This window comes from Pseudomonas lutea, from assembly GCF_000759445.1.
In the GTDB taxonomy this organism is placed as follows: domain Bacteria; phylum Pseudomonadota; class Gammaproteobacteria; order Pseudomonadales; family Pseudomonadaceae; genus Aquipseudomonas; species Aquipseudomonas lutea.
In genome coordinates this window covers 148949-172260 of the sequence record NZ_JRMB01000002.1, presented here as the reverse complement: position 1 = coordinate 172260, position 23312 = coordinate 148949, and the positions used below count along the sequence as shown (strand labels likewise).

Sequence of the window (23312 nt, the reverse complement as noted above, 5' to 3'; positions counted from 1 at the left end):
TCATTTCCTCGGATCGAACGCGTCGCGGGCGGATTCGCCGATGAACACCAGCAGGCTCAACATGATTGCCAGCACCGCAAAGGCACTGATGCCCAGCCAGGGCGCCTGCAGGTTGGATTTGCCTTGCGCTACCAGTTCCCCCAGCGACGGCGAGCCAGCGGGCAGACCGAAGCCGAGGAAATCCAGCGCGGTCAGGGTGCCAATCGCGCCGGTCAGGATGAATGGCATGAAGGTCATGGTCGATACCATCGCGTTAGGGAGGATGTGGCGGAACATGATCGCGCCGTTTTCCATGCCCAGCGCCCGGGCGGCGCGCACGTATTCAAGGTTGCGGCCGCGCAGAAACTCCGCGCGTACCACGTCGACCAGGCTCATCCACGAAAACAGCAGCATGATGCCCAGCAGCCACCAGAAATTGGGCTGGACGAAACTGGCGAGGATGATCAGCAGATACAGCACCGGCAACCCGGACCAGATTTCCAGAAAACGCTGGCCGATCAAGTCGACCCAACCGCCGTAGAAACCCTGCAGCGCGCCGGCGATCACGCCGATGATCGAGCTGAGGATCGTCAGCGTCAGGGCAAACAGGACTGACACTCGGAAGCCGTAAATCACCCGCGCCAGTACGTCACGCCCTTGGTCGTCGGTGCCCAGCAGGTTGTCCTGCGAGGGTGGGGCAGGTGCCGGGACTTTCAGGTCGTAGTTGATGCTCTGGTAGCTGAAGGGGATCGGCGCCCACAGCGTCCAGCCGTCTTTGGCCGCCAACAGCTCCTTGATGTAGGGGCTCTTGTAGTTGGCCTCCAGCGGAAACTCACCGCCGAAGGTGGTCTCCGGGTAGCGCTTGAACACCGGGAAATACCATTCGCCGTCGTAACGCACGGCCAGCGGCTTGTCGTTGGCGATGAGTTCGGCGCCCAGGCTGGCGCCAAACAGGAGGAGAAACAGCCACAACGACCACCAGCCGCGCTTGTTGGCCTTGAACCGTTCGAAGCGGCGTCGATTGAGAGGGGACAACGTCATATCAATGATCCCTGCGGTCGAAGTCGATGCGTGGGTCCACCAGCGTGTAGGTCAGGTCGCCGATCAGTTTCACCACCAGCCCCAGCAGGGTGAAGATGAACAGCGTGCCGAACACCACCGGGTAGTCGCGATTGATGGCTGCTTCAAAGCTCATCAGGCCCAGGCCGTCCAGGGAAAAGATCACTTCCACCAGCAGCGAGCCGGTGAAGAAAATGCCGATGAAGGCTGAGGGAAACCCGGCGATCACCAGCAGCATGGCGTTACGGAAAACGTGGCCGTACAGCACGCGGCGCTGGGTCAGGCCCTTGGCTTTGGCCGTGACCACGTACTGCTTGCCGATTTCGTCCAGAAAGCTGTTCTTCGTCAGCAGGGTCATGGTGGCGAAGTTGCCGATGACCAGGGCGGTGATCGGCAATACCAAGTGCCAGAAATAATCACCCACTTTGCCCAGCCAGGTCATTTCATCGAAGTTGCTGGAGGTCAGTCCACGCAGCGGAAACCAGTCGAAATAACTGCCACCGGCGAACACCACGATCAGCAGGATGGCGAACAGAAACGCCGGGATGGCGTAGCCGACGATGATCGCCGAACTGGTCCAGACGTCGAAGTGGCTGCCATGCCGCGTGGCTTTTGCGATGCCCAGCGGGATCGACACCAGATACATGATCAACGTGCTCCACAGCCCCAGCGAGATCGACACCGGCATCTTCTCGACGATCAGGTCGATCACCTTGGCGTCACGAAAGAAGCTGTCGCCGAAGTCCAGCTGCGCGTAGTTCTTGACCATGATCCATAACCGTTCGGGCGCCGACTTGTCGAAGCCGTACATGTGCTCGATTTCCTTGATCAGCGCCGGGTCCAGGCCTTGTGCGCCGCGGTAAGTCGAGCCGGCTACCGAGACTTCGGCGCCACCACCGGCGATGCGGCTGGTGGCGCCTTCGAAGCCTTCGAGCTTGGCAATCATCTGCTCGACCGGCCCGCCCGGGGCGGCCTGGATGATGACGAAGTTGATCAACAGGATGCCGAACAGGGTCGGGATGATCAGCAGCAGGCGCCGCAGAATGTAGGCCAGCATGTTATTGCTCCGCGCCCTTGGGCTGCTCGGTGTCTGGCTGAGCCTGATCCGGCGCGACCTGCACCGGAATGGCCGGCGTCGCGTCAGGCTTGACCCACCACGTCACGGTGCCAATGTCGTAGAGCGGGGTCTTGCCCGGATGGCCCAGGTGATCCCAATACGCCACGCGCCAGGTTTTGATGTGCCAGTTCGGAATCACGTAATAGCCCCACAGCAGCGCGCGGTCGAGGGCGCGGGTGTGATCGATCAGGCTCTGGCGCGAATCGGCATTGATCAGGCCGTTCACCAGGGTGTCGACCGCCGGGTCCTTGAGGCCGATGACGTTGTAGCTGCCCGGCTTGTCGGCAGCGGATGAATCCCAGTACTCGCGCTGCTCGTTCCCCGGTGAGCTGGACTGCGGAAAACTGCCGACGATCATGTCGTAATCGCGGGAGCGGCGGCGGGTGATGTACTGCGAGACGTCGACACGACGAATTTCCAGGTCAATGCCGATGTCGGCCAGGTTGCGTTTGAAAGGCAACAGCACGCGCTCGAATTCGGTCTGGGCGAGGAGGAATTCGATGGTGACCGGCTTGCCTTCGGTGTCGACCATCTTGTCGCCAACGATTTTCCAGCCGGCCTCCTTGAGCAGCTGAAACGCCTTGCGCTGCTGTTCGCGAATGATGCCGCTGCCATCGGTCACCGGCAGTTTGAAGGCCTCGGTGAAGACCGATTCCGGCAGCTTGCCGCGCAGGGGTTCGAGGATTTTCAGCTCGGCAGGCGTAGGCAAACCGCTGGACGCCATGTCGGAATTATCGAAATAGCTTTTGGTGCGGGTGTAGCTGCCGAAGAACAACTGCTTGTTGGTCCATTCGAAGTCCAGCAGCAGACTGAGGGCCTGGCGTACCCGCACGTCCTGAAACATCGGTTTGCGCAGGTTGAAGATAAAGCCCTGCATGCCCTGAGGGTTGCCGTTGGCAATTTCCTCTTTGATCAGGCGGCCCTGTCTGACGGCCGGAACGTCGTACGCCGTTGCCCAGTTTTTCGCGGCCATTTCCTGCCAGAAGTCGAAGGCACCTGCTTTCAACGCTTCGAGCGCTACCGTGTTGTCGCGGTAGTAATCGGTCGACAGCCGATCGAAGTTGTAAAAGCCCTTGTTGATGGGCAAGTCCTTGCCCCAGTAATCCTTGACCCGCTCATAGCGCACCGAGCGTCCGGCCTTGACCTCGACCACCTTGTACGGCCCGCTGCCCAACGGGATTTCGAGACTGCCTTTGCTGAAGTCGCGACTGGCCCACCAGTGTTTGGGCAGGACCGGAAGCTGGCCGAGAATCAGCGGCAACTCGCGGTTATCGTTGTGTTTGAATTTGAACAGCACCGTGGTCGGATTTTCGGCAACGGCCTGGTCCACGTCAGCGTAATAACTGCGGTACAGGGGTGAGCCGTCTTTTATCAACGTGTCGAAGCTGAACACCACGTCTTCTGCGCGGACGGGATGGCCGTCGTTGAATTTCGCTTCGGGTCGCAGGTAGAAGCGCACCCAGCTGTTGTCCGGGGCTTTCTCTATTTTTGCCGCGATCAGGCCGTATTCGGTAAACGGCTCGTCCAGGCCCTGACGGGCGAGGGTGTCGTAGATCAGGCCGATGTCGTCGGCGGGTACGCCCTTGCTGATGAACGGATTGAGGCTGTCGAAACCGCCAAAGCCGGCGCTGCGCAGGATTCCTCCTTTGGGCGCATCCGGGTTCACGTAATCGAAGTGTTTAAAGTCGGCCAGGTATTTCGGCGCCTCGTTGTAGAGGGTGATGGCGTGTTGCGGAGCCGCCCGGGATGCACCTGCCACGCCCAACAGCAGCGGGGCAAGCACGAACGGGCTCAGGAACAGGCCGCCAGCGCGGGCGAATGAGCGCAGGGCAGTCATTGGGTTTTCTCCGAAAGCTTGAGCCACCACGCACGCAGGCCCAGGGTGTAGGGCGGGGTGGTGACCATGGCGAACCGGTTGCGGTACGCCAGACGGTGATTGTTGAGGTACCAGTTGGGGATCATGTAGTGCTGCCAGAGCAGCACGCGATCCAGCGCGCGGGTTGCGGCCACCTGATCGTCCCTCGTTTTGGCCGCCAGCAGTTGATTGAGCAGGTTGTCCACCACCGGGTTTGCCACCCCCGCGTAGTTTTTGCTGCCTTTGATGCTGGCCTGGCTGGAGTGGAAGTACTGCCATTGTTCCAGACCGGGACTGAGGGTCTGATTGAGAGTCATCAGGATCATGTCGAAATCGAACTGGTCCAGGCGCTGTTTGTATTGCGCGCGGTCAACGGTGCGCAGATGGACATCCACGCCGACGCGCGTGAGGTCTTCGATGTAGGGCTGCAGGATTCGTTCTAGATTCGGATTGACCAGAAGTATTTCGAAACGCAACGGCTGGCCGGCGTTGTTGGTCAGGCCGCGTTCGGTGAACGTCCAGCCGGCATCGGCCAACAGGGCCAGCGCCCTGCGTATGGAATCGCGCGGAACGCCGCCGCCGTCGGTTTTCGACACCGCGAAGGGCTGCGTGAAAAGATTGGCCGGTAGTTGCTCCCGGTAGGGCGCGAGCATCAGGAACTCGCGGCCCGCAGGAAGCCCACTGGATGTGAACTCGCTGTTGGGGTAATAGCTGGTCGATCGCTTGTAGGCGTCATTGAACAACGTGCGGTTGGTCCACTCGAAGTTGAACATCAGGCCCAGCGCTTCACGCACACGAATGTCGGCGAATGCGCCACGCCGGGTGTTCATGAACAGCCCTTGAGTCTGGGTGGGGATCTGGTGCGGGATCTGCGCCTTGATCACCTTGCCGTCGGCCACCGCCGGGAAGTCATAGCCGGTCAGCCAGTTTTTGGCCTGGTGCTCGATGTAAATGTCGAACTCGCCCGCTTTGAAGGCTTCGAACGCCACGTCGGCGTCGCGGTAGAACTCTACTTCGACGCGGTTGAAGTTGTATTTACCGCGGTTGACCGGCAAGTCCTTGCCCCAGTAGTCCTTCACCCGCTCGAACACAAGACTGCGACCGGGCCGCACCTGGGTGATGCGATAAGGGCCGCTGCCCAGGGGCGCTTCAAAGGAGGTCGCCTTGAAGTCACGGTTCTTCCAGTAGTGCTGCGGCAGCACCGGCAACTCGCCGAGGCGCAGAATCAGCAGGGGGTTGCCGGAGCGTTTGAACACGAAACGGATGCGGTGACGGTTGAGGATGTCCACCCGCTGTACTTCCTGCAACGCGGTGCGGTACTGCGGATGGCCGTCCTTGAGCAGTGTTCTGTAGGAAAACGCGACATCGTAGGCGGTAATTGGCTTGCCGTCGTGAAAGCGCGCCTCGGGCCGCAAATTGAAGACCACCCAGCTACGGTCCTCGCTGTACTCGACGGTTTTGGCGATCAGGCCATAACTGGAGGTGGGTTCGTCCCCGGACGGATCGTACTGGCCGGTGCCCACCATCAGCGGTTCATTGAGTTCGCTGACACCGTACTGGCCGAAGTTGGGCGTCGAGATCGGGCTGCTGCCCTTGAAGGTGTAAGGGTTAAGGGTGTCGAATGTACCGTTGGCCATGATTCGCAGGGTGCCACCCTTCGGCGCCTCAGGATTGACCCAGTCGAAATGCGTGAAACTGGCAGGGTACTTGAGCAGGCCGAATTGTGCGTAACCATGGCTTTCGCTGAGGGTCGCGGCGGCTGTTGTGCTCAAGACCAGGCTGAAAGTCAGCAGCAGGGTGCGTATCAAGTCGGCGGTCGATCCAGGCAGCGGTCGGTAACAGTAACAGCTTGTATCGGCTGGAAAAAGAGCAGGGACGTTGAGGCAATGCCGGTTGTTGGGGCGTTACGTTCGACCACCGCTGGAGCGTCCCGACCTGTAGGAGCGCGCTTGCCCGCGATTGAAGTTTGTCAGGCAGCGCATCAGCGTCTGGAAGACCGCGTTCGCGGGCAAGGTGGAGCGCCACCCCGGTCGCTCCTGCAGGGAGCATTCGCATAGCGCGCGAGTTATCAATGTGGCAGATACACCGTCAGTGTCTGGCCTGGCTTGAGGGCCTGGCCGCTGCGCGGATTCCAGCGCTTGAGGTGCTGCATTTCGACGTTGAAACGCTTGGCGACGAGGTACATCGAATCGCCCTTCTGAATTCTGTATTGCATCGACTTCTTGCCGGCGTCTTCACCTTTGCTGCTGCTGTCGGCCTTGGCGACTGCGCGGGAGGAGGCCTTCGCCGGCTTGCTGTTGTCCTGCATCACAAGGGTCTGGCCGACCTTCAAATTCTGGCCGGACAGCTTGTTCCAGTGCTGCAAATCCTTGACGTCGACCTTGTTGATGCGCGCGATCTGCACCAGGTTGTCGCCTTTCTTCACCCGGTAAGTGCGGGTGCGCACAGGCTTCTCGTCGACTTCGGCGACTTCTTCAAACACCGGCATCGCGGTCTGCATGCCCGGTTGAACCGGAATGGTCAGGGCCTGACCCCGTTTCAACTGGTTGCCGGACAGCTTGTTGAGGTCCTTGAGCGTGTTGGTCGACACTTTGTAGCGACTGGCAATGCTGGCCAGACTGTCGCCCGGACGCACGCGATACTGCTGCCAGTCCACCAGCTCTTCAGGCTTCATGTTTGACAGGTTGGCCGTCAGCAACTGGGATTTCGACGTTGGCACCAGAAGGTGCTGCGGGCCGTCGATGGTCAGACGCTTTTTGAATGCCGGGTTGAGCTGGACCAGTTCGTCTTCGTCGATGTTCGCCATGGCCGCCACTTTCGACAGGTCCATGCGCTGATTCAGCTCGACGACCTGGAAGTAGGGCTTGTTGTCGATCGGGTTGAGGTTGACGCCGTAGGCGTCTGGCGACATCACCACCTGCGACAGCGCCAGGAGTTTCGGCACGTAGTCGCGGGTTTCCTGCGGCAGGGGCAGGTTCCAGTAATCGGTTGGCAGGTTGAGCTTGTCGTTGCGCTCGATGGCGCGGCTGACCGTCCCTTCACCGGCGTTGTAGGCGGCCAGTGCCAGCAGCCAGTCACCGTTGAACATGTCGTGAAGCTTGGTCAGGTAATCCAGCGCCGCCGTGGTCGACGCTGTGATGTCGCGCCGGCCATCGTAGAAGTTGGTCTGTCGCAGGTTGAAGTAGCGGCCTGTGGACGGGATGAACTGCCAGATCCCTGCGGCATCGCTGCGCGACAACGCCATGGGGTTGTAGGCGCTCTCGATGATTGGCAGCAACGCCAGTTCGAGCGGCATGTTGCGTTCTTCCAGGCGCTCGACGATGTAGTGCATGTACAGGCTGCCACGGTTGCCCGCAGTTTCGAGAAACGAAGGGTTGTTGGCGTACCAGAGACGCTGCTGGTCAATGCGCGGATTGAGATCGTTGCCGTCCTGCAGCTGAAACCCCTGGCGCATCCGCTCCCAGACATCATGGGGAGGGGCCAGGGGGACAGGTTTGCGCGCGATATAAACAGGTTTGGGTTTGGTGCTGGCAACGGAATGGGAAGCGCCTGCGCCGTTCCCGGATTCCAGGCTGCCGGTACTCTGGCAGCCTGCCAATGTGGCGCTCGCAATCACTGCGATCGCTTGGGCCAACCGAGTCAATGTGTCGGAATTAATGGTTTTGCGTATGGATGACGACATTGGCTGGGGAATAGTTCCAGGCGAAAATGTCGGGCGATTCTAGAAAGCGGCTCGGTAACGGTCAACCTTTCAGAATTTCCGTACCGATTTGCCGCCCGATTAGAACTTATCTTTCCACGCCCGCAGCACCGCAAAGACCTCTGTGGGCGTTGCGTTGTCGGTTCCGCTCCGTTCGTCTGCTTTTTGTTTCACCGAGCTGACCGAGGCTCGCAGAAACGGGTTCGTCCTGCGCTCCAGCGCCAGCGTAGAGGGCACACTGATACGATCTTGTGCCCGCCATTGGGTGACTTGCTCGAACCGTTGCGCTACATCGGCATTGTCGGGCTCGACGGCGACGGCGAAGCGCAGATTGCTCAGCGTGTATTCATGAGCACAATAAACAAGCGTGCTGTCGGGCAGTTCGGCGAGCCGGCTCAGGGACGCGTGCATCTGCTGGGGCGTGCCTTCGAACAGGCGGCCGCAGCCGGCAGCAAACAGCGTGTCGCCGCAGAACAGCAAAGGCTGACGCTCATCGGCGTGATAAAACGCGATGTGGCCCAAGGTGTGTCCGGGAACTGCATGGACGGCGAATGTCAGGCCGAGTACGGTGAGCTCATCGTTGTTCGCCAGCGCGACGTCCCGTGCCGGAATGTTCTCGCTGGCCGGGCCGTATACCATGGCGCCGGTGAGTGCCTTGAGTTGCGCGACGCCGCCGGTATGGTCGGCATGGTGATGGGTGATGAGGATGTCACTCAGGCGCCAGTCAGGATTGCGCTGAAGCCAGGCGATCACGGGGGCTGCATCGCCGGGATCGACGACCGCGCAGCGTTTGGCGGCATTGTCTTGTAACAACCAGATGTAGTTATCGCTGAAAGCGGGCAGGGCATCGACCTGTATCATGGCGCGGTTCGCTTGGCTGGAAACATAGAGAAGCATCTTAGAGTCTGAACAGGGCCGAGGCGAGCCTCGCGCGCACCAGGCGACTCACGGCTCGCATCGCCCCCACAAGGAGACCGGAAATGACCGATGAAGCGTTCGCCCAGGCCGACCCCGAGTGGCTTGAGCTGATCAGCTCCGCCCGCGATTGGCTGTCCGGGCCCTTGGGACAGTTATTGCTGGAGGAAGAAAGCCGCGTTCTCGAACAAGAGCTCGAGCGCTTTTTTGGCGGTTATCTGGTGCATTACGGCCCGTCCGCACAGACACCTCCGACGGCAAAGCAGGTGCAGCGCAACGTGCGGCTCGGTGCGCCGCTGCCGGGGGTCGAGATCGTGTGCGAAGAGCAGGCCTGGCCATTGAGTGAGCATGCTGCCGACGTCGTGGTGATGCAGCACGGCCTGGATTTTTGCCTGTCGCCCCACGGCCTGCTGCGCGAGGCCGCCAGCAGTGTGCGTCCCGGCGGGCATCTGGTGATTGTCGGCATCAACCCCTGGAGCACGTGGGGAGTCCGTCATTTTTTCGCCAACGATGCCCTGCGCAAGGCGCGTTGCATCTCGCCTTCGCGGGTCGGCGACTGGCTCAACCTGCTGGGCTTCGCGCTGGAGAAACGCCGCTTCGGGTGCTATCGTCCGCCGCTTGCTTCGCCCAGGTGGCAGGCCCGCCTGGCCGGACTCGAACGTTTTGGCGATGGCTGGCAAAGTCCCGGGGGCGGCTTCTATCTGCTGATCGCACGCAAGATGGGGGTAGGGCTGCGACCCGTGCGCATGCCGCGTCGCGAGCCGATGGGTAAATTGCTGCCCCTGCCGATGGCCAAGGTCAATCGGCGCACCCCCGAGTCCTGATCCAAAGGCTGGCGCCCTGGCTTTCTCAATTTCTGGAAACACTGCAATGAGCGATACCGTTGAACTGTTCACCGATGGCGCCTGCAAAGGCAACCCCGGCCCCGGCGGCTGGGGCGCATTGCTGGTGTGCAAGGGCGTGGAAAAAGAACTTTGGGGCGGTGAAGCCAACACCACCAACAACCGCATGGAGTTGCTGGGTGCCATTCGCGGCCTGGAAGAGCTGAAGCGGCCCTGCGAAGTGGTGCTGGTCACCGACTCGCAGTACGTGATGAAGGGCATCACCGAGTGGATGCCCAACTGGAAAAAACGCGGCTGGAAGACGGCGGCCAAGGAGCCGGTGAAAAACGCCGATCTGTGGAAGCAGCTGGACGAGCAAGTCGGCCGGCACAATGTCAGCTGGAAGTGGGTGCGCGGGCACATCGGCCATGCCGGCAACGAACGCGCTGACCAGTTGGCGAACCGTGGCGTGGATGAAGTGCGCGGGATCAAACACGCCTGATCAACACAGTCCCGTTGACGCTGATGATCACGACTGTAGGGGCCGGCTTGCTGGCGGCGATACATGCGTTCAGGCGACATCTTCATCCCTGACACGCTTTCGCCAGCAAGCCGGCTCCTGCAGAAACAGCGTTCGCGCGTCGCCAGAAGGCGATAGCCGCGCGCGCACATCCCAAAACCCCCATGCTAATATCCGCGCCTGAAGCTGAGGCGGTAGGCAATGACTGTACAAAACATCATCACTGAACGAAGGGTCGTCCTCGATACCGAGACCACCGGTATGCCCGTTACCGACGGGCACCGGGTCATTGAAATCGGCTGCGTCGAGCTGATCGGGCGACGCCTGACCGGGCGGCACTTCCATGTTTATCTGCAGCCGGATCGGGAAAGCGACGAGGGCGCCATTGGCGTCCACGGCATCACCGACCAGTTCCTTATCGGCAAACCGCGTTTTGCCGAGGTGGCCGACGAATTCTTCGAGTTCATCAAAGGCGCCCAGCTGATCATCCACAATGCGGCGTTCGACGTCGGCTTCCTGAACAATGAGTTCGCGCTGATCGGTCAGCACGACCGCGCCAACCTCAGCAGTTACTGCTCGATTCTCGACACCCTGGCCATGGCCCGCGAGCGCCACCCCGGGCAGCGCAACAGCCTCGATGCGTTGTGCAAGCGTTACGACGTAGACAACTCCGGTCGTGAACTGCACGGCGCATTGCTCGACTCGGAGATCCTCGCCGAAGTCTATCTGGCAATGACCGGTGGCCAGACGACGCTGTCGCTGGCCGGCAACAACGACGGCGAGGGGGGGGGCGATCGTCCTTCCGAAATCCGCCGCATCGCCAATCGCACCCCAGGTCGCATCATCCTCGCCAGCGAAGCCGAATTGGCCGAGCACCAGGCGCGGCTGGCAGTGATCGAAAAGTCCGCTGGCGCCCCGGCCTTGTGGACCCAACTGCTAGAAGCACAAAGCCAGGCGCAAGCCTGACCGAGACAGCGGCGCAACAGGCCATGTTGGCGCCAGCCAGCGGCCTTTGATAAAGGTGATGTCGATCCCGGCAACGGTGCAGGAGGCTCATGGTGGACACGTCCAGCCCGACGTTCAGTATTCGTGTCGCTGACGAGTGCTTCGAGGATTACATTCTCAACAGCGAATTCACCTTCACCGTCTCCGGCTACGCCCAGGTGCAGATCGGCGCGCCTGTTGCACAGTGGCAGGTAGATCCGGTTGAGCCATACCTGAAAAACTACGGCATCGATTCCGAAGAGTTTTGCAATTATCGCGACGCAGCGGACAGCACCGTGCTGGTGGCCTGGCTTGATGAGCAGCCGGTGGGGCATGTGGTGGTCAGTCAGCACTGGAATGGCTTCGCCCACATCGATGAGTTGGCGGTCGACACGCAGGCGCGACGCAACGGTGTCGCGCGCAGGCTGCTGGACGTGGCGCAGTTCTGGAGTCGCAAGCGGGGGCTGCCGGGGATCACGCTGGAAACCCAGAACAACAACCTGGGGGCGTGCCAGTTATATGAGGACTATGGGTTTGTGGTCGGCGGCGTGGACCATCTGCGTTATCGCGCAATCGAGCCCGCGACACGGGAGTCAGCCATTTTCTGGTATTTGCTGTTTGACCCAACTGAGGTGGGCCAAACAGAGCCTTCGTAAGCCGCGCCATCGCATGCGGCGCTGCGCAGTCACCTGCGGCGAGCGCTCGGCTTTAAGGGGCGTCAGACAACGCGCGTCAATTTGATACCCGACTGCACCAACTCGAACTCTTCGCCACCGAGATATCTGACACGGTCGCCAATGGCCAGGCGATAAGTGGAAACGGGCTCGGTGCCGTCCGCCGCCACAGGCTGGGATTCACGGAATTCCTGCACGGGGTAGATGCGACCTTCTTCATCCCTGGCATGAAATTGCCCAACTAGAACTGAAGCCATTTGCTTTGTAACCTCTGGAAATAACTGCTCGTTTTCGCCTGCATCCTAACACTGCAAGTGAATAAACCGTGTCCGCTTGTAAGGTAATTCTGAAATTTCCACCGGGTGCTTATTCACCCAAGGCCTTCAGATGCCCGTTTCAAGGGGGAGTTTTTTGACCTGCGGTGAAACGGTCGCGACCGACGGTAGCATGCCTTGGTTGAGCCGTGCGTTCTGCATCCAACAGCCAGATCGATCACTTCGATGATTACCAGCGGAAAAACAACGCAGATTTGCGCGCATCTTTGATCTATAACTGTGGGTTCCAACCACCGCATAAGGTCCGCTTCATGAGCCAGGTTCATACAATTGCAGTCATCGTCGGCAGTTTGAGGAAAGACTCCATCAACCGCAAAGTGGCCCACGCACTGGCCGAACTGGCGCCGTCCAGCCTGAAGCTGAGCATTGTCGAAATCGGTGACCTGCCGTTGTATAACGAGGACATCGACCTCGATTCACCACCTGCTGCCTACGCTGCTTTCCGTGAAGCCTTGCAGGGAGCAGACGGTTTTCTGTTCGTCACCCCGGAGTACAACCGCTCGGTGCCGGGCGCGTTGAAAAACGCCATCGACGTGGGTTCGCGCCCTTACGGCAAAAGTGCCTGGGGCAGTGCCAAGCCGGCGGCGGTGGTGAGCGTCTCACCGGGAGCCATCGGTGGCTTTGGCGCCAACCAGCACCTGCGTCAGTGTTTTGTGTTCCTCAACGTCCTGTGCATGCAGCAGCCCGAAGCCTACCTGGGCAACGCGGGCACCTTCTTTGACGAGCAGGGCAAGCTGAACGAGAAAACCCGGCCGTTCCTGCAGAACATCATTGATGCCTTCGCCGGCCATGTAGAGCGCACGCTGAAAGCGTAACAAGCGGCCCCTGTACGAGCCTGATTGATCCCGCTGCCTGGCGCCGGGCGTGGTCAGGCTCGGCATCTGAGCGGCTGGCGCGCGCCGCGTCTTCGCCAGTTAACCTCGAATCCCCCCGCCCGTGTACAGCGTTATGTAACGCAGACGCCTCGAATTTGTTCTCTACGCTCCCTGGCTTTCCCTGCCCACGCCCGGCTCTGCGCCGCGTGGGCGTTTGCCCAAGGAGCTGCAATGTCCACGGTTATCACCTCTTATTTCCACAGCGCTTCTCTTCGGCAGCGCTTCCTCCATCAACTCGACCTCGGCCTGAGCTCAGGTCGGCTTCAGCCTGCAGAGCGGGCCTGGCTTGAACCGCTGGCGCTGCCGCCTGCGCCTGTTGTGCCCGCCATCGCCCCCGCTGCCAGCTTGGCGGTGGATGCCGGCCCCGTGCGGGTTGACCGGCTGTTGACCGAGGACGGCACGCCTTTGTCGCTGGAGTTGTCCTCCGCGCTGTTGATCAGCCAGCGGCATGTTGCCGACGCGCGGATCTTTTTGTTCACGCATGCTGCGGGGCTCGAGGCATTCGATAACCGCCGCCAACTTCTGAACGCACTGATCACGAAGTTTGCCCACGGCAGCCGCTCGGTCGCTTACGAATACGAAAAGATCGAGGGAGATGTGTTCCTCGCCCAGATGCGCGCCATCGTCGAGTTTCAGGCCAATTCGGTCCGGCAATTCACCGAGCAGTTCCGGGGCACGCCCAGTCTTTTCAGCACGGTCACTTCAGCGCTGGATTTTCAATTGCAGCGCCTGTTGCCCCATCTGACACTCGACGCCGCGACGCAATTGGTGCGGGTTATCCAGCCGGCTTCGCAGTCCGAAGCCGAGGTGATGCTGACCACGCAAACCCTGGCGCAACTTGCGTTCGAAGATGTGTGCAGCAGCGGGCAACACGCTGCCTCCGCACGGCAATACCTTGATAGCGAAGGCCGGATACTCAGTGTCGGCGATGCCGATCTTCTGGCTCAGGCATTGCGCAACACGGTGCAGGTGCTGCCCGGCCACTTCGCGCAGCGGCTTGCGCAGTTCTGGAGCGGTCCTGCAGAGGCTCAGCCCATGCGTGACCTGGCGCGGCGACGCTACACTGCGAGCCTCCTTCACAGGCTGTATCAACGCGCTCACGACGGTACCGTTTTGGCGCAGGAGTCGGCCGCGCTGCAGAAGTGCCTGTGGGCCGAAGCCGATGCGGGCGGCACCGATGCGCGCTGCGTGCGGCTGAGGCTGCACTGGGAGGACGGCGTGGAGACACCCATGGCCGGCACATTTGCCTGGGTCGTTACTGCACCGACGGGCCATTCGCTCCTGTGGTTTACGCCAGAGCACGACTTCAGGCGATTCGAGGGCATTGCAGCACTCAGCGCATTCTGCTCCAGCCCTGAAGGTCGCGAGCTTCTGAGGCCGACCGTGCCCCTGGCTGATCAACATCGATTGCTGCAAGTCGATGGGCTGGAATTGTCGTTCGAGGCCATTGCCGGGCCGTTATTCGAGGAGCGGATCGAGTCGATCCTCTCGATGCAGGCGCGCAATCTGCGCTGGGCGTGGGCGGTCATTACGCAACCAGAGAAGCGTTCGGCGATGATCGACGACGCCCTGGACGTCCGTCAGCTCATCGATCCCTGTCAGCAGCATTTCAGCGTAGGACGCTGGAGCCGTGAGATGCCGCTGAACTTCGCTCGCACGTGGGCAAGTTCTGACGCAGACGATCTGATCCAGGTGGGTTCACGCATTGATCCCTCCGAAACGGTACTGGCCGTTGCCGACAGTGCACGGAGCACCCGACCCACCGCGCAACAGCTGGCCCCTTCGTGGCTGGAGCGCACCGAGGATTCCGACGCGGGCGCCGCCCACCTGCGCGAGTTGGACAACGTCCTTGTTGGTTACGCCGAAAACGCGCTGCAAGCCTATGTCTGCGTGGCGTCAGGCATCCGTTTGCGGGCACGTGATGTGAGGGTGCGCTGGCTCGAATCATCCCCGGTGGATGCGTCCGATGTTGAAACGGGCGCGGTGGTGGTGAGCGAGTCCCTTGAAGCGGTGTCGATGGACCTCGTCTCACTGCTGCTTGAACACGTAAGCGGGCACCGAAGGGCGCCTGTTGTGCCTGGCGCGCAGATCGTGTTTGAGACAGGCAGCCCCGACGTGTCTGTAGATCTGGAACTGATCGATTTGGCCATCGAACACGCCGCGATCGATTTCACCGAGCGCTATCTGGAGCGCTTCAAGCATTCCCGCACGGGCGTCGCCCGGCTGGGCAACCGGCAACTGCAGCCGGTGGCCGTGGCGCTGGGTTTGCGCGAAGACGCGCTGCGCCTGGACCTGGCGCTACGCCAACGGATGGCGGTGTTGTCGGAAGCGTCGATAGACGTGGTCCGACAGGTGCTGGATGCGCCCGTGAGGCAGTTGCGAGCCATCGCTGGTCCGGCGATGACTGAAGTGTTCACCGTTGCGCTGGCCTGTGGCGACCAGACCGGCATTGCCATGAGTGATTGCCTGGTGTTGTGGCAACCGAAAAACCCGACGGCCGGGGTGCTTCTGTGGGTCGGCGCGCGCGGCTGGCGCAATTACGATTCGATGCAGGCGTTGAGTGCCAAAGTGCTCGGCGCCCTGCGCGGCGCGCACCGCGAGCGCTGGCTGCGATTGCTCGATGTGCGCGGAGAACTGCTGCTGCGTCATTTACTGGCGCAGGATCGCGATGCACCGATGCGCCTGAACCTGCAGCGGGTGGACGGACATGCGATCGAAGCGTTGCAGCAGACTATTTTCGACCGGCAGCAGCAAAGTCTTGAGCAACTGTGTGCACGCGCACGACGCTGTCGATTCGAAGCACGTTTGTTTGGCGCACTGGCCCGATCTACCGAGCTCGATGATCAACTTGTCGTCATGCTCGACAGCCTGGCATTACGCCTCGACGGCACGCTGTTCGAAGAGTTGCTGCCCCAATGGCTGCGGACGGCGTCTGTCACTGACCTGAAGACCTACAATGCGATCTGGCGCCGTTACTACCTGGCGACCAGCGATGGAGAGGATTTCCTGTTCGGCATCCCGCCGCTGGGTGAATATGCGCGCGACCGGCTACTCGATCAGTTCGCCAGGGACTTTCCCGAGAAGCATTGGGACCCGGACCAGATCACCATCACCTTGCGCCGCTATGTGCCTGCTTTGCCCGGCTTGGGACAAATACCCTCGGGCGTTCCCGCAGCCACCGTCGTCACTCGCGAATCGTTAACCGACTATGCGGTCAACCGTTTCGTCGACATCCCGGACGGCATGCTGACGGTGGAATCCGCCAAACACCCCGACGCGGTCAGTCTGCTCACCCCTCACTATTTGCGCAGCATGGTCCGGCACGTGGATGTCGGTACTGCCTTCCTGGCATTGCTGCGTCGATCACTCGATCCTGCGGCGCCGGACTGGTCCAGGCGTCTCAAACTGTACGTCGATCAGTTCCCGCCGATGCTGCAGGCCGTGGCAATGCAACAAAAACTCGAGGGCACCCTGAGCGAGCGCGCGTATGCGTTCATCTCCCGCATCGTCGAGATGCCGGACGGGATCGCCCGCGTGCCGGTGGACGACAGCACGGTGATCATCAGCCCCCTTCGGCTGGTGGCTGACGAAGGCATGACGCCGGATACGGTGAAGGGGATGTACCTGATTTGCCCGCGCGACCCTGGCGCAGGCCCTGTTGTCCTGCACGCGATCGTCCATCCGGGCTTCGTGTTTCGTGAGTACCCGGACTCGGCCGCGCTGCTGGCCGATATCCGCAACGATGAGCTGTTGCAGCAGATGCTTCTGGATCGTCTTGAGGCCGAGGTGCGCAGACGTTACGAGCATGGGGGGTTCATCGAACCCCATTTGCCGTTTTTCGCCGAGGGTTTCGGCGATGTTCCGACGCGGGCACCGGGGCCGGTCACGGTGGCACTGGCAGAGGAGAAGGGCAATGCACTCCACTTCATGTTCAGGGACACGGTAAACCTGCTGATCGACATGGGCGTTGCGAATACAGTGACCACCGCGCAGGCGGATCAAGCGTCCAGTAAGTTTCTTGGCCTGCTGGGGCTGGAACAGGTGTTGAGCCTCTTGCCAGGCAAACTCGCCACGATGGTCGCGCTGTGGCAAAGCCATACCTTGTTTCGTGCTTCGGCGGCGTCTGCTTCGGGGCGTCGTTGGGGCGAGGCCCTGTCCGAATTCTCGGCTGCGCTGGGCGTGATGGCGGCGGCACGCGAGCAGGCCGAAAAGGATGATCTGATTGCCGGCGAGCTGTCGACGGGTGAAGAGTCCACCTCGACCACTTTCGAGTGGGCAGGGTTACGGTTGACCCCCGAGCAGCTCAAGCGCTTGCACGCGCTGGAGGCCAGAAACGTCTCGTTGAGCGAGCTCAAGCGCGATGAATTGTTGAGCCTTTACCTGGATGGCAAGACCGAGAAGGTTTACGCGGCAGTCGGGGGGCGGGTGTATCAAGTCCAGCGCCGCAGTGAGGATGGCCGCTGGCTGATCACCGGCGAAGACGGCAGCCCTGGGCCCGGCCTCAAGCTGGACGGGCACCAGCGCTGGCAGCTGGACCTCGATGCAGGCTTGAAAGGCGGCGGTGGCCTGCTGACCAAGATGCGCGCCGAAGGTGCCGAAACCACGGCCGAGGACGCGCTGATCATCGAAGCCACGGGCATGCCGGAGATTCGCAAGATTTACCGTGAACGGGCGCTGAACATCGGCGAAGCGCACCTGCAAGCCAAGCGCTATCTGGAAAACTGCCTCGACAACCTGAACGTGCACACCCCGGAGATGCCGGTGGACGAGCGCGTGCTTGAGATCGTCGGCGACTTCTTTGGCGTGACCCCGCCCGGCGCGGACCTGTTGATCGAGACCGAGCGCACGATCAAGGCGCTGTTCGACGAGGTCATGGATGCTTCGCTGTCGCCTTATTCATCGCCGCGCTTTGTGGTGGGGTCCACCCGCCCGGGTAACGAGAATACGGTGGCGTTCATCATCAGGTCGGACCCCAAGAGGAGGGTGTTCCTGACGGAGCGGTTTTTCGAAGTTCCGCCATTCGCGCTCAGCGCCAGCGCGCCGGATTTTGACATGCCGGCCCATCACCGTGCGGCCACTTTGATTCATGAGCTTTCGCATCTGGTTCTGGGCACACACGACATCGCGTACCTGGAAACCGCCGCGCCGTACCCAGACCTGATCGTCGCCGACAGTGCCAACAGCATTCAGCTCAAGGCGGATCTGGAGCGGCTGCAGAACGAGGGGCTTTCCCACACCAGTCACCGGGAAGATTTGTTTGTACACATGAAGGACGGCGAGTGGGGGGATCTGAATCCCGAGGACAGCGAGGCGTATAACGCCGTTCTTGCACTGACCAAGACCCGCACGCTGGAGGAGGCACGGCATGTGTTTCTGAGCGATGCGCAAAAACGCAGCCGTGTCCTGCTGGCCAACGCCGACTCGGTGACGCTGTTGATACTGCGTCTAGGGCGGCACAATTTTGTATTGCCAACGCTCTGAACGTTACGACCGCCGCAATGAAGCAGGTCCCGGCTCGACATCGAGCCGGCTTGCCCGTTACAGCGCGTAATGCCGCAGCTCGCGAGCGATCAGCAGCCGCTGGATCTCGCTGGAGCCTTCATATATCTGGGTGATCCGTGCGTCCCGGTAATATCGCTCCACCGGGTAATCCTCCAGATAGCCATAGCCCCCGTGGATCTGCACCGCTTTGGAACACACCCATTCGGCCATTTCCGAGGCGAACAGCTTGGCCTGCGATGCTTCCGACAGACAGGGTTTGCCCGCCGTGCGCAAGCGTGCGGCGTGCAACACCAATAGGCGCGTGGCATTGATACGGGTGTGCATGTCGGCCAGCAGATTGGCGACGCTTTGGTGTTCGATGATCGGCTTGTCGAACTGCACGCGCTCGCGGGCGTAACCCAGTGCGGCTTCGAATGCCGCACGCGCAATGCCCAGCGCCTGAGCGGCAATGCCGATGCGCCCGCCTTCCAGGTTGGAGAGGGCGATCGACAGGCCTTTACCGCGCTCACCCAGCAGGTTGTCGGCGGGGATGCGGCAGTCGCTGAGCGTCACCGCGCAAGTGTCGGAGGCGCGGATGCCCATCTTGTGTTCCAGGCGGTCGACCCGATAACCCGGGTTTTCCGTCGGCACCAGAAATGCCGACAGGCCACGCTTGCCCAACTCAGGGTCGGTCACGGCAAAGACGATCGCCAACTGCGCGCGTTTGCCGTTGCTGACGAACTGCTTGGCGCCGTTGAGCACCCATTCACCGTCTTTCAGCTCCGCACGGGTGCGCAGGTTGTGCGCCTCGGAACCGGCTTGCGGTTCGGTCAGGCAGAAGCAGCCAATGGCCTGTCCGCTGGCGAGTTTTTCCAGCCACTGCTGTTTCTGCGCCTCGCTGCCATAGTTGAGGACCGGCCCGCAGCCCACTGAACTGTGCACGCTCATCAGCGTGCCGGTGGCGCCATCTGCGGCGGAGATTTCTTCGACCGCCAAGGCGTAGGCCACGTAATCGATGTAGCTGCCGCCCCATTGCTCGGGGACGATCATGCCCAGCAGGCCCAGCTCACCAAGCTTGGCGACGAGCGCGTCGTCGATCCAGCCGGCTTTCTCCCAGGCCTGCGCGTGGGGGGCGATTTCATTGCGCGCAAAATCTCGCGCCATGTCGCGGATCATCACTTGTTCTTCGGTCAGTTCAAGATCTTGCATAGGTCAGGCCTCATGACCGCTGAAGAAGCTTGCCACGTGCTCGGCATTCAATGCCTGCACGCTGGAAGGGCTCCATTGCGGTTTCTTGTCTTTGTCTACGATCAGGGCACGAATGCCTTCGATCAGGTCACCACGCTCAAACCACTGGCGATCCAGATGCAGCTCCAGGGCGAAGCATTGCTCCAGCGTCAGATGCCGGCCGCGGCGCAACAGCTCCAGCGTGACTGCCATCGCCAGCGGTGAGCGGGTTTGCATCAAGTGTGCGGTGTCCATCGCCCACACATGGGTATCGAACACGCGCACCTCCATCAACTGCTCGATGATACTTGGCACGTCTGGCAAGGCGAAAAAATGATCGATGGCCGGACGCAGGCTGGCCAGCGGCGGGCCGGGCAGATGCTGCACGCCCAGTTTGGCCAGCGTGCCCTGCAAGTCTTTGAGTGGGGTCAGGCTCCACCTGAGGTTATCCAGCTGCAGATCGAGTTCATCGAGGCGCGCGCTGTCTAGGTACCAGTTTGCCAGTCCGCAATACAGCGCGTCGGCCGCCTGTACCTGCACGCCGCTGACGCCCAGATAGATGCCCAGCTCGCCCGGCACGCGGGAGAGGAAGTAACTGCCGCCCACATCAGGGAAGTAACCAATCGCGACTTCCGGCATCGCCAGTCGGCTGCGCTCGGTGACCACGCGCAGGTCGGCGGCTTGCGCCAGGCCCATACCACCGCCCAGCACCAGGCCGTCCATCAGGGCGACGACGGGTTTGCGGTAATGATGAAGGGTCAGGTCGAGGGCATATTCTTCGACGAAGAAGTCCTCATGCTCGGTGCGGCCGTTTTTGAAGCTGTCGTAGAGCGAACGAATGTCGCCACCTGCGCAGAAAGCCTTCTCGCCGGACCCGCGCAAGACCACGGCGTAGACGTCGTCATCCTTCGCCCATGCGTCCAGTCGGGACTGCAGCTGGCGAATCATGGGCAGATCAATGGCGTTGAGGCCTTGAGGGCGATTAAGGGTGAGGTGGCCAATATGATTGCGTACGTCGAACAGAACGGTGTCGCAGGCCAGTGGCTGGCTCGCGCATTCGGCAGGGGCTACCTGTGCCGTCATCGCTGACTCCCTGTTAATTATTGTTTTACTCAATTCCCGGCGTGACTGCCGAAATCCGTGAGGGTGCTAACGGATCCTACCAGCGCCATTTTACAAATGACAATTAAGATTCCTGTACGGCATGTCCGCGAGAGCCATCCATCGGAGGAGGCGGCGTGCTGGCAAAGCCGTTGCGTCATCCATTTGTTGCGGTGGATGGAACGACGCTTTCGCCAGCAAGCCGGCTCCTACAGGTTCGGCGTCTACAGATGCGGGTGCGTATGGGTCCACGTTTGCCGCGACGTGCTTGACCTTAAGTAGCAACGCCTCTACGGCTGTCGCGACGTGCGAGACCTCAGGCAGCAGCGCCTCTACGGATGTCGCGGCGTGCGTAAAACTGGGCGGCGCCGTCGATCTACCGTAGGAGCCGGCTTGCTGGCGAACCGGTTGTGTCAGCCAGTGGTGTAGGCGCTGACACAACGCTTTCGCCAGCAAGCCGGCTCCTACAGTTCGGTTCTACAGCATGCGCGGGAGCAATCGCCCCTATGCATTGCCCATCACGCTCGCAGGCTGAACAGCGCCACCTCCGGCGCGTCGCTGACCCAGTGCTCACTGACGCTCCACCCGCCACGCGCGGCCAGGTCGGTGAACGATTCCACCGTGAACTTGTGAGAGTTCTCGGTGTGCAGCCGTTCACCGGCGGCGAAGCGGAAAGTGTGGCCGGCCACGGTAACGCTCTGCTGCCGGCGGCTGACCAGGTGCATTTCCATGCACGCCTGCTCTGCATTCCAGACCGCCAGGTGATCGAACGCAGCCACGTCGAAATCGGCATGCAGCTCGCGGTTGATGCGCGTCAGCAGGTTTTTGTTGAACTGCGCGGTAACGCCTTCGGCATCGTCGTACGCCGCGACCAGCGTTTGCTCATCCTTGACCAGATCGACGCCGACGATGAAATGCGCGTTCTCGCCCAGCACGTCGTGGGCGCGGTGAAGGAAATCCACCGCCTGCTGGTGCGTGAAATTGCCAATGGTCGAGCCCGGAAAGAAGCCTACGCGGGTATGGCCGTCCGCTTCTTCGGGCAGCGTCAGCACGCGGGTGAAGTCGTCAACCTGCGGCGCAACAGTCAGCGCCGGATAGCGCTGGCGCAAAGCGCGCGCGGCCTTGTTCAGGGCTGTTGCACTGATGTCGATGGGCACGTACACCGCAATGTGCGGCGCGGCATCCAGCACCAGACGAGTCTTCTCGCTTGCACCGCTGCCAAACTCCACCAGCGCTGCGCCTGCCGGGATGCTCGCCGCGATCTGCCCGGCGATGCCTTTCAGCAGGCCGGTCTCGGCGCGGGTCGGGTAGTACTCGGCCGTCTCGCAGATCGACTCGAAAAGATCGGAGCCCGCTGCGTCATAAAAGTATTTGGGTGACAGGGTTTTGACCGGTGCGCCGAGACCGGCGACCACGTCGCGGGCAAACTCGCTGTCGTTGGGGTCCACGACGCCCGGCTGACGGCTGTCGCGTGCCAGGCGCAGGCCGGACACCATCCAGCGCTTGTCGGCGTGGAAGAAGTTGCGGTACGTCAGACGGCAATGCTCGGGCGAAGTGACGCTGGCGCCGCCGCGCAGGACCATCTGGTTGACCATGAATTTGCCGTTGTACTCGCCGACCGCGCCCATCGAAGGCTTGAAGCCCGGGTAAGCGCTGTAGGCACTTTGGGTCCACTGCCAGGCGACGTCATCGACCTGTTCAAGCAAGCCCGCGCGTGCGGCAGCCTCCCATTCCGCCTCAGTGGGCAGGCGTGCATCGGCCCAGTTGGCATAGGCGGCCGCTTCGTAATAACTGATGTGCGTCACCGGCGCAGAGGGGTCAATGCCCTCCAGGCCTCGCAGGCTCATGCGCTTCCAGCCGTTTTCGTCGTGTTGCCAGTACATCGGCGAATTCCAGCCGTGTTCCTGCACCAGCGTCCAGCCTTCCGACAGCCACAGGGACGCCGTGTGATAACCGCCGTCGGCAATGAAGCTCAACCATTCACCATTGGTGACCAGCCGATCGCTGATTTCGAACGACTGCAGATAGGTGGTATGACGCGGGCCTTCGTTGTCGAAGGCAAACCCGTCGCCGTCATGACCGATTTCAGTGAGCCCGGCACTCAGCGGCTTGAAATGCCCGCGGCGGCCTGACATGTCTTTTGGCCAGCGCGGGCTGTAGGCAGGTTTGAGTGAGGACAAGCTGAACAGATGGAGAATGTCCATTAACAACAGTTCCTGATGCTGCTCTTCGTGAGCCAGCCCCAGTTCGATCAGGCTGCTCATCTCATCGCTCAGCGGCGTCATCAGCAGCGTCGTCATGTTTTCATCGACGTGCTTGCGATAGGCCAGCACTTGATCCACGCTGGGCCGCGTCATCAGACCGCGCTGCGGACGAGGGTGGCGCGGGCCAACGGCTTCGTAATAGGAATTGAACAGATACCCGAAGGTCGGATCGAAAACTGCGTAGCCTGGCAGGTTGGGGATTAGCAGGAAGGTTTCGAAAAACCAGGTGGTGTGCGCCATGTGCCACTTGGCCGGGCTGGCGTCGGGCATCGACTGCACCACCATGTCTTCGGCACTGAGTGGCTCAACCAGAAATTCGGTACGGTCGCGCACGGCCTGAAAACGCTGGCACAGCGTGTGAGTGGCGGATGTTTCGCGAAGCTGGCGTAATTGGCGCGTCATCAG

The 23312-nt window shown here is 61.3% G+C and carries 16 protein-coding genes and 1 pseudogene; 6 read left to right on the top strand and 11 right to left on the bottom strand.

The window, feature by feature from the left end:
- The 7 genes and pseudogenes from LT42_RS12945 to gloB form a co-directional block, all read right to left on the bottom strand.
- Positions 1-1020: an ABC transporter permease gene (locus tag LT42_RS12945; protein WP_037013632.1), complete on the bottom strand. Its 1020-nt coding sequence runs from the start codon at positions 1018-1020 to the stop codon at positions 1-3.
- A 1-nt stretch (position 1021) separates the two neighbouring features.
- Positions 1022-2095: a microcin C ABC transporter permease YejB gene (locus LT42_RS12940; protein WP_037013631.1), complete on the bottom strand. Its 1074-nt coding sequence runs from the start codon at positions 2093-2095 to the stop codon at positions 1022-1024.
- 1 nt (position 2096) lies between these two features.
- A complete protein-coding gene (locus LT42_RS12935; protein WP_081955386.1) occupies positions 2097-3992 on the bottom strand; it encodes an extracellular solute-binding protein in 1896 nt (631 codons plus the stop codon).
- A complete protein-coding gene (locus LT42_RS12930; protein ID WP_420806907.1) occupies positions 3989-5815 on the bottom strand; it encodes an extracellular solute-binding protein in 1827 nt (608 codons plus the stop codon). Before LT42_RS12930 ends, LT42_RS12935 begins: the two co-directional genes overlap by 4 nt.
- A 263-nt stretch (positions 5816-6078) precedes the next feature.
- Positions 6079-7515 carry a lytic transglycosylase gene (locus tag LT42_RS12925; RefSeq protein ID WP_420806906.1) on the bottom strand — a complete coding sequence of 479 codons (1437 nt, stop codon included), beginning with the start codon at positions 7513-7515 and terminating at the stop codon, positions 6079-6081.
- Between the two features lie 123 nt (positions 7516-7638).
- Positions 7639-7692 (bottom strand): annotated as a pseudogene (locus LT42_RS26545) (lytic transglycosylase domain-containing protein); the annotation flags it as partial.
- Positions 7693-7791: 99 nt separating this feature from the next.
- Positions 7792-8571, bottom strand: a complete 780-nt coding sequence (gloB, locus tag LT42_RS12920; RefSeq protein ID WP_037013626.1) for a hydroxyacylglutathione hydrolase — start codon at positions 8569-8571, stop codon at positions 7792-7794.
- 119 nt (positions 8572-8690) lie between these two features.
- On the opposite strand from gloB, the gene LT42_RS12915 reads away from it, so the two are divergent.
- From LT42_RS12915 to LT42_RS12900, 4 genes are all read left to right on the top strand, one after another.
- The gene (locus LT42_RS12915) at positions 8691-9449 is read left to right on the top strand and encodes a class I SAM-dependent methyltransferase (RefSeq protein WP_037013625.1); all 759 of its coding nucleotides are present in this window, start codon (positions 8691-8693) and stop codon (positions 9447-9449) included.
- A gap of 46 nt (positions 9450-9495) precedes the next feature.
- A complete protein-coding gene (rnhA, locus tag LT42_RS12910) occupies positions 9496-9948 on the top strand; it encodes a ribonuclease HI (protein ID WP_037013623.1) in 453 nt (150 codons plus the stop codon).
- Positions 9949-10167: 219 nt separating this feature from the next.
- Positions 10168-10932, top strand: a complete 765-nt coding sequence (gene dnaQ, locus LT42_RS12905; protein ID WP_037013620.1) for a DNA polymerase III subunit epsilon — start codon at positions 10168-10170, stop codon at positions 10930-10932.
- Positions 10933-11021: 89 nt separating this feature from the next.
- Positions 11022-11606, top strand: coding sequence for a GNAT family N-acetyltransferase (locus tag LT42_RS12900; RefSeq protein ID WP_037013618.1), 585 nt, complete (start codon positions 11022-11024; stop codon positions 11604-11606).
- Between the two features lie 62 nt (positions 11607-11668).
- On the opposite strand, the gene LT42_RS12895 is transcribed toward LT42_RS12900, so the two are convergent.
- Positions 11669-11881, bottom strand: a complete 213-nt coding sequence (locus LT42_RS12895) for a hypothetical protein (protein ID WP_037013616.1) — start codon at positions 11879-11881, stop codon at positions 11669-11671.
- Positions 11882-12210: 329 nt separating this feature from the next.
- On the opposite strand from LT42_RS12895, the gene LT42_RS12890 reads away from it, so the two are divergent.
- Positions 12211-12774 (top strand): NADPH-dependent FMN reductase, encoded by a 564-nt coding sequence (locus LT42_RS12890; protein ID WP_037017230.1) that lies wholly within the window; start codon positions 12211-12213, stop codon positions 12772-12774.
- A 231-nt stretch (positions 12775-13005) separates the two neighbouring features.
- Positions 13006-18315, top strand: coding sequence for a M35 family metalloendopeptidase (locus tag LT42_RS12885; protein WP_037013615.1), 5310 nt, complete (start codon positions 13006-13008; stop codon positions 18313-18315).
- Between the two features lie 57 nt (positions 18316-18372).
- Here the strand turns inward: LT42_RS12885 and LT42_RS12880 are convergent, their stop codons facing one another.
- From LT42_RS12880 to egtB, 3 genes are all read right to left on the bottom strand, one after another.
- Positions 18373-19524, bottom strand: a complete 1152-nt coding sequence (locus tag LT42_RS12880; RefSeq protein WP_037013614.1) for an acyl-CoA dehydrogenase family protein — start codon at positions 19522-19524, stop codon at positions 18373-18375.
- Between the two features lie 3 nt (positions 19525-19527).
- Positions 19528-20625: an enoyl-CoA hydratase/isomerase family protein gene (locus tag LT42_RS12875; RefSeq protein ID WP_037013613.1), complete on the bottom strand. Its 1098-nt coding sequence runs from the start codon at positions 20623-20625 to the stop codon at positions 19528-19530.
- 536 nt (positions 20626-21161) lie between these two features.
- A complete protein-coding gene (egtB, locus tag LT42_RS12865; RefSeq protein ID WP_037013609.1) occupies positions 21162-23309 on the bottom strand; it encodes an ergothioneine biosynthesis protein EgtB in 2148 nt (715 codons plus the stop codon).
- Positions 23310-23312: the final 3 nt, after the last annotated feature.

Bases quoted from the DNA above. Each gene is read 5' to 3' on its own strand.
- LT42_RS12875 (WP_037013613.1), bottom strand. From the start codon at position 20,625: ATGACGGCACAGGTAGCCCCTGCCGAATGCGCGAGCCAGCCACTGGCC.
- egtB (WP_037013609.1), bottom strand. From the start codon at position 23,309: ATGACGCGCCAATTACGCCAGCTTCGCGAAACATCCGCCACTCACACG.
- rnhA (WP_037013623.1), top strand. From the start codon at position 9,496: ATGAGCGATACCGTTGAACTGTTCACCGATGGCGCCTGCAAAGGCAAC.
- LT42_RS12935 (WP_081955386.1), bottom strand. From the start codon at position 3,992: ATGACTGCCCTGCGCTCATTCGCCCGCGCTGGCGGCCTGTTCCTGAGC.
- LT42_RS12940 (WP_037013631.1), bottom strand. From the start codon at position 2,095: ATGCTGGCCTACATTCTGCGGCGCCTGCTGCTGATCATCCCGACCCTG.
- gloB (WP_037013626.1), bottom strand. From the start codon at position 8,571: ATGATACAGGTCGATGCCCTGCCCGCTTTCAGCGATAACTACATCTGG.
- LT42_RS12900 (WP_037013618.1), top strand. From the start codon at position 11,022: ATGGTGGACACGTCCAGCCCGACGTTCAGTATTCGTGTCGCTGACGAG.
- LT42_RS12945 (WP_037013632.1), bottom strand. From the start codon at position 1,020: ATGACGTTGTCCCCTCTCAATCGACGCCGCTTCGAACGGTTCAAGGCC.
- LT42_RS12915 (WP_037013625.1), top strand. From the start codon at position 8,691: ATGACCGATGAAGCGTTCGCCCAGGCCGACCCCGAGTGGCTTGAGCTG.
- LT42_RS12885 (WP_037013615.1), top strand. From the start codon at position 13,006: ATGTCCACGGTTATCACCTCTTATTTCCACAGCGCTTCTCTTCGGCAG.
- LT42_RS12890 (WP_037017230.1), top strand. From the start codon at position 12,211: ATGAGCCAGGTTCATACAATTGCAGTCATCGTCGGCAGTTTGAGGAAA.
- LT42_RS12895 (WP_037013616.1), bottom strand. From the start codon at position 11,881: ATGGCTTCAGTTCTAGTTGGGCAATTTCATGCCAGGGATGAAGAAGGT.
- LT42_RS12880 (WP_037013614.1), bottom strand. From the start codon at position 19,524: ATGCAAGATCTTGAACTGACCGAAGAACAAGTGATGATCCGCGACATG.
- dnaQ (WP_037013620.1), top strand. From the start codon at position 10,168: ATGACTGTACAAAACATCATCACTGAACGAAGGGTCGTCCTCGATACC.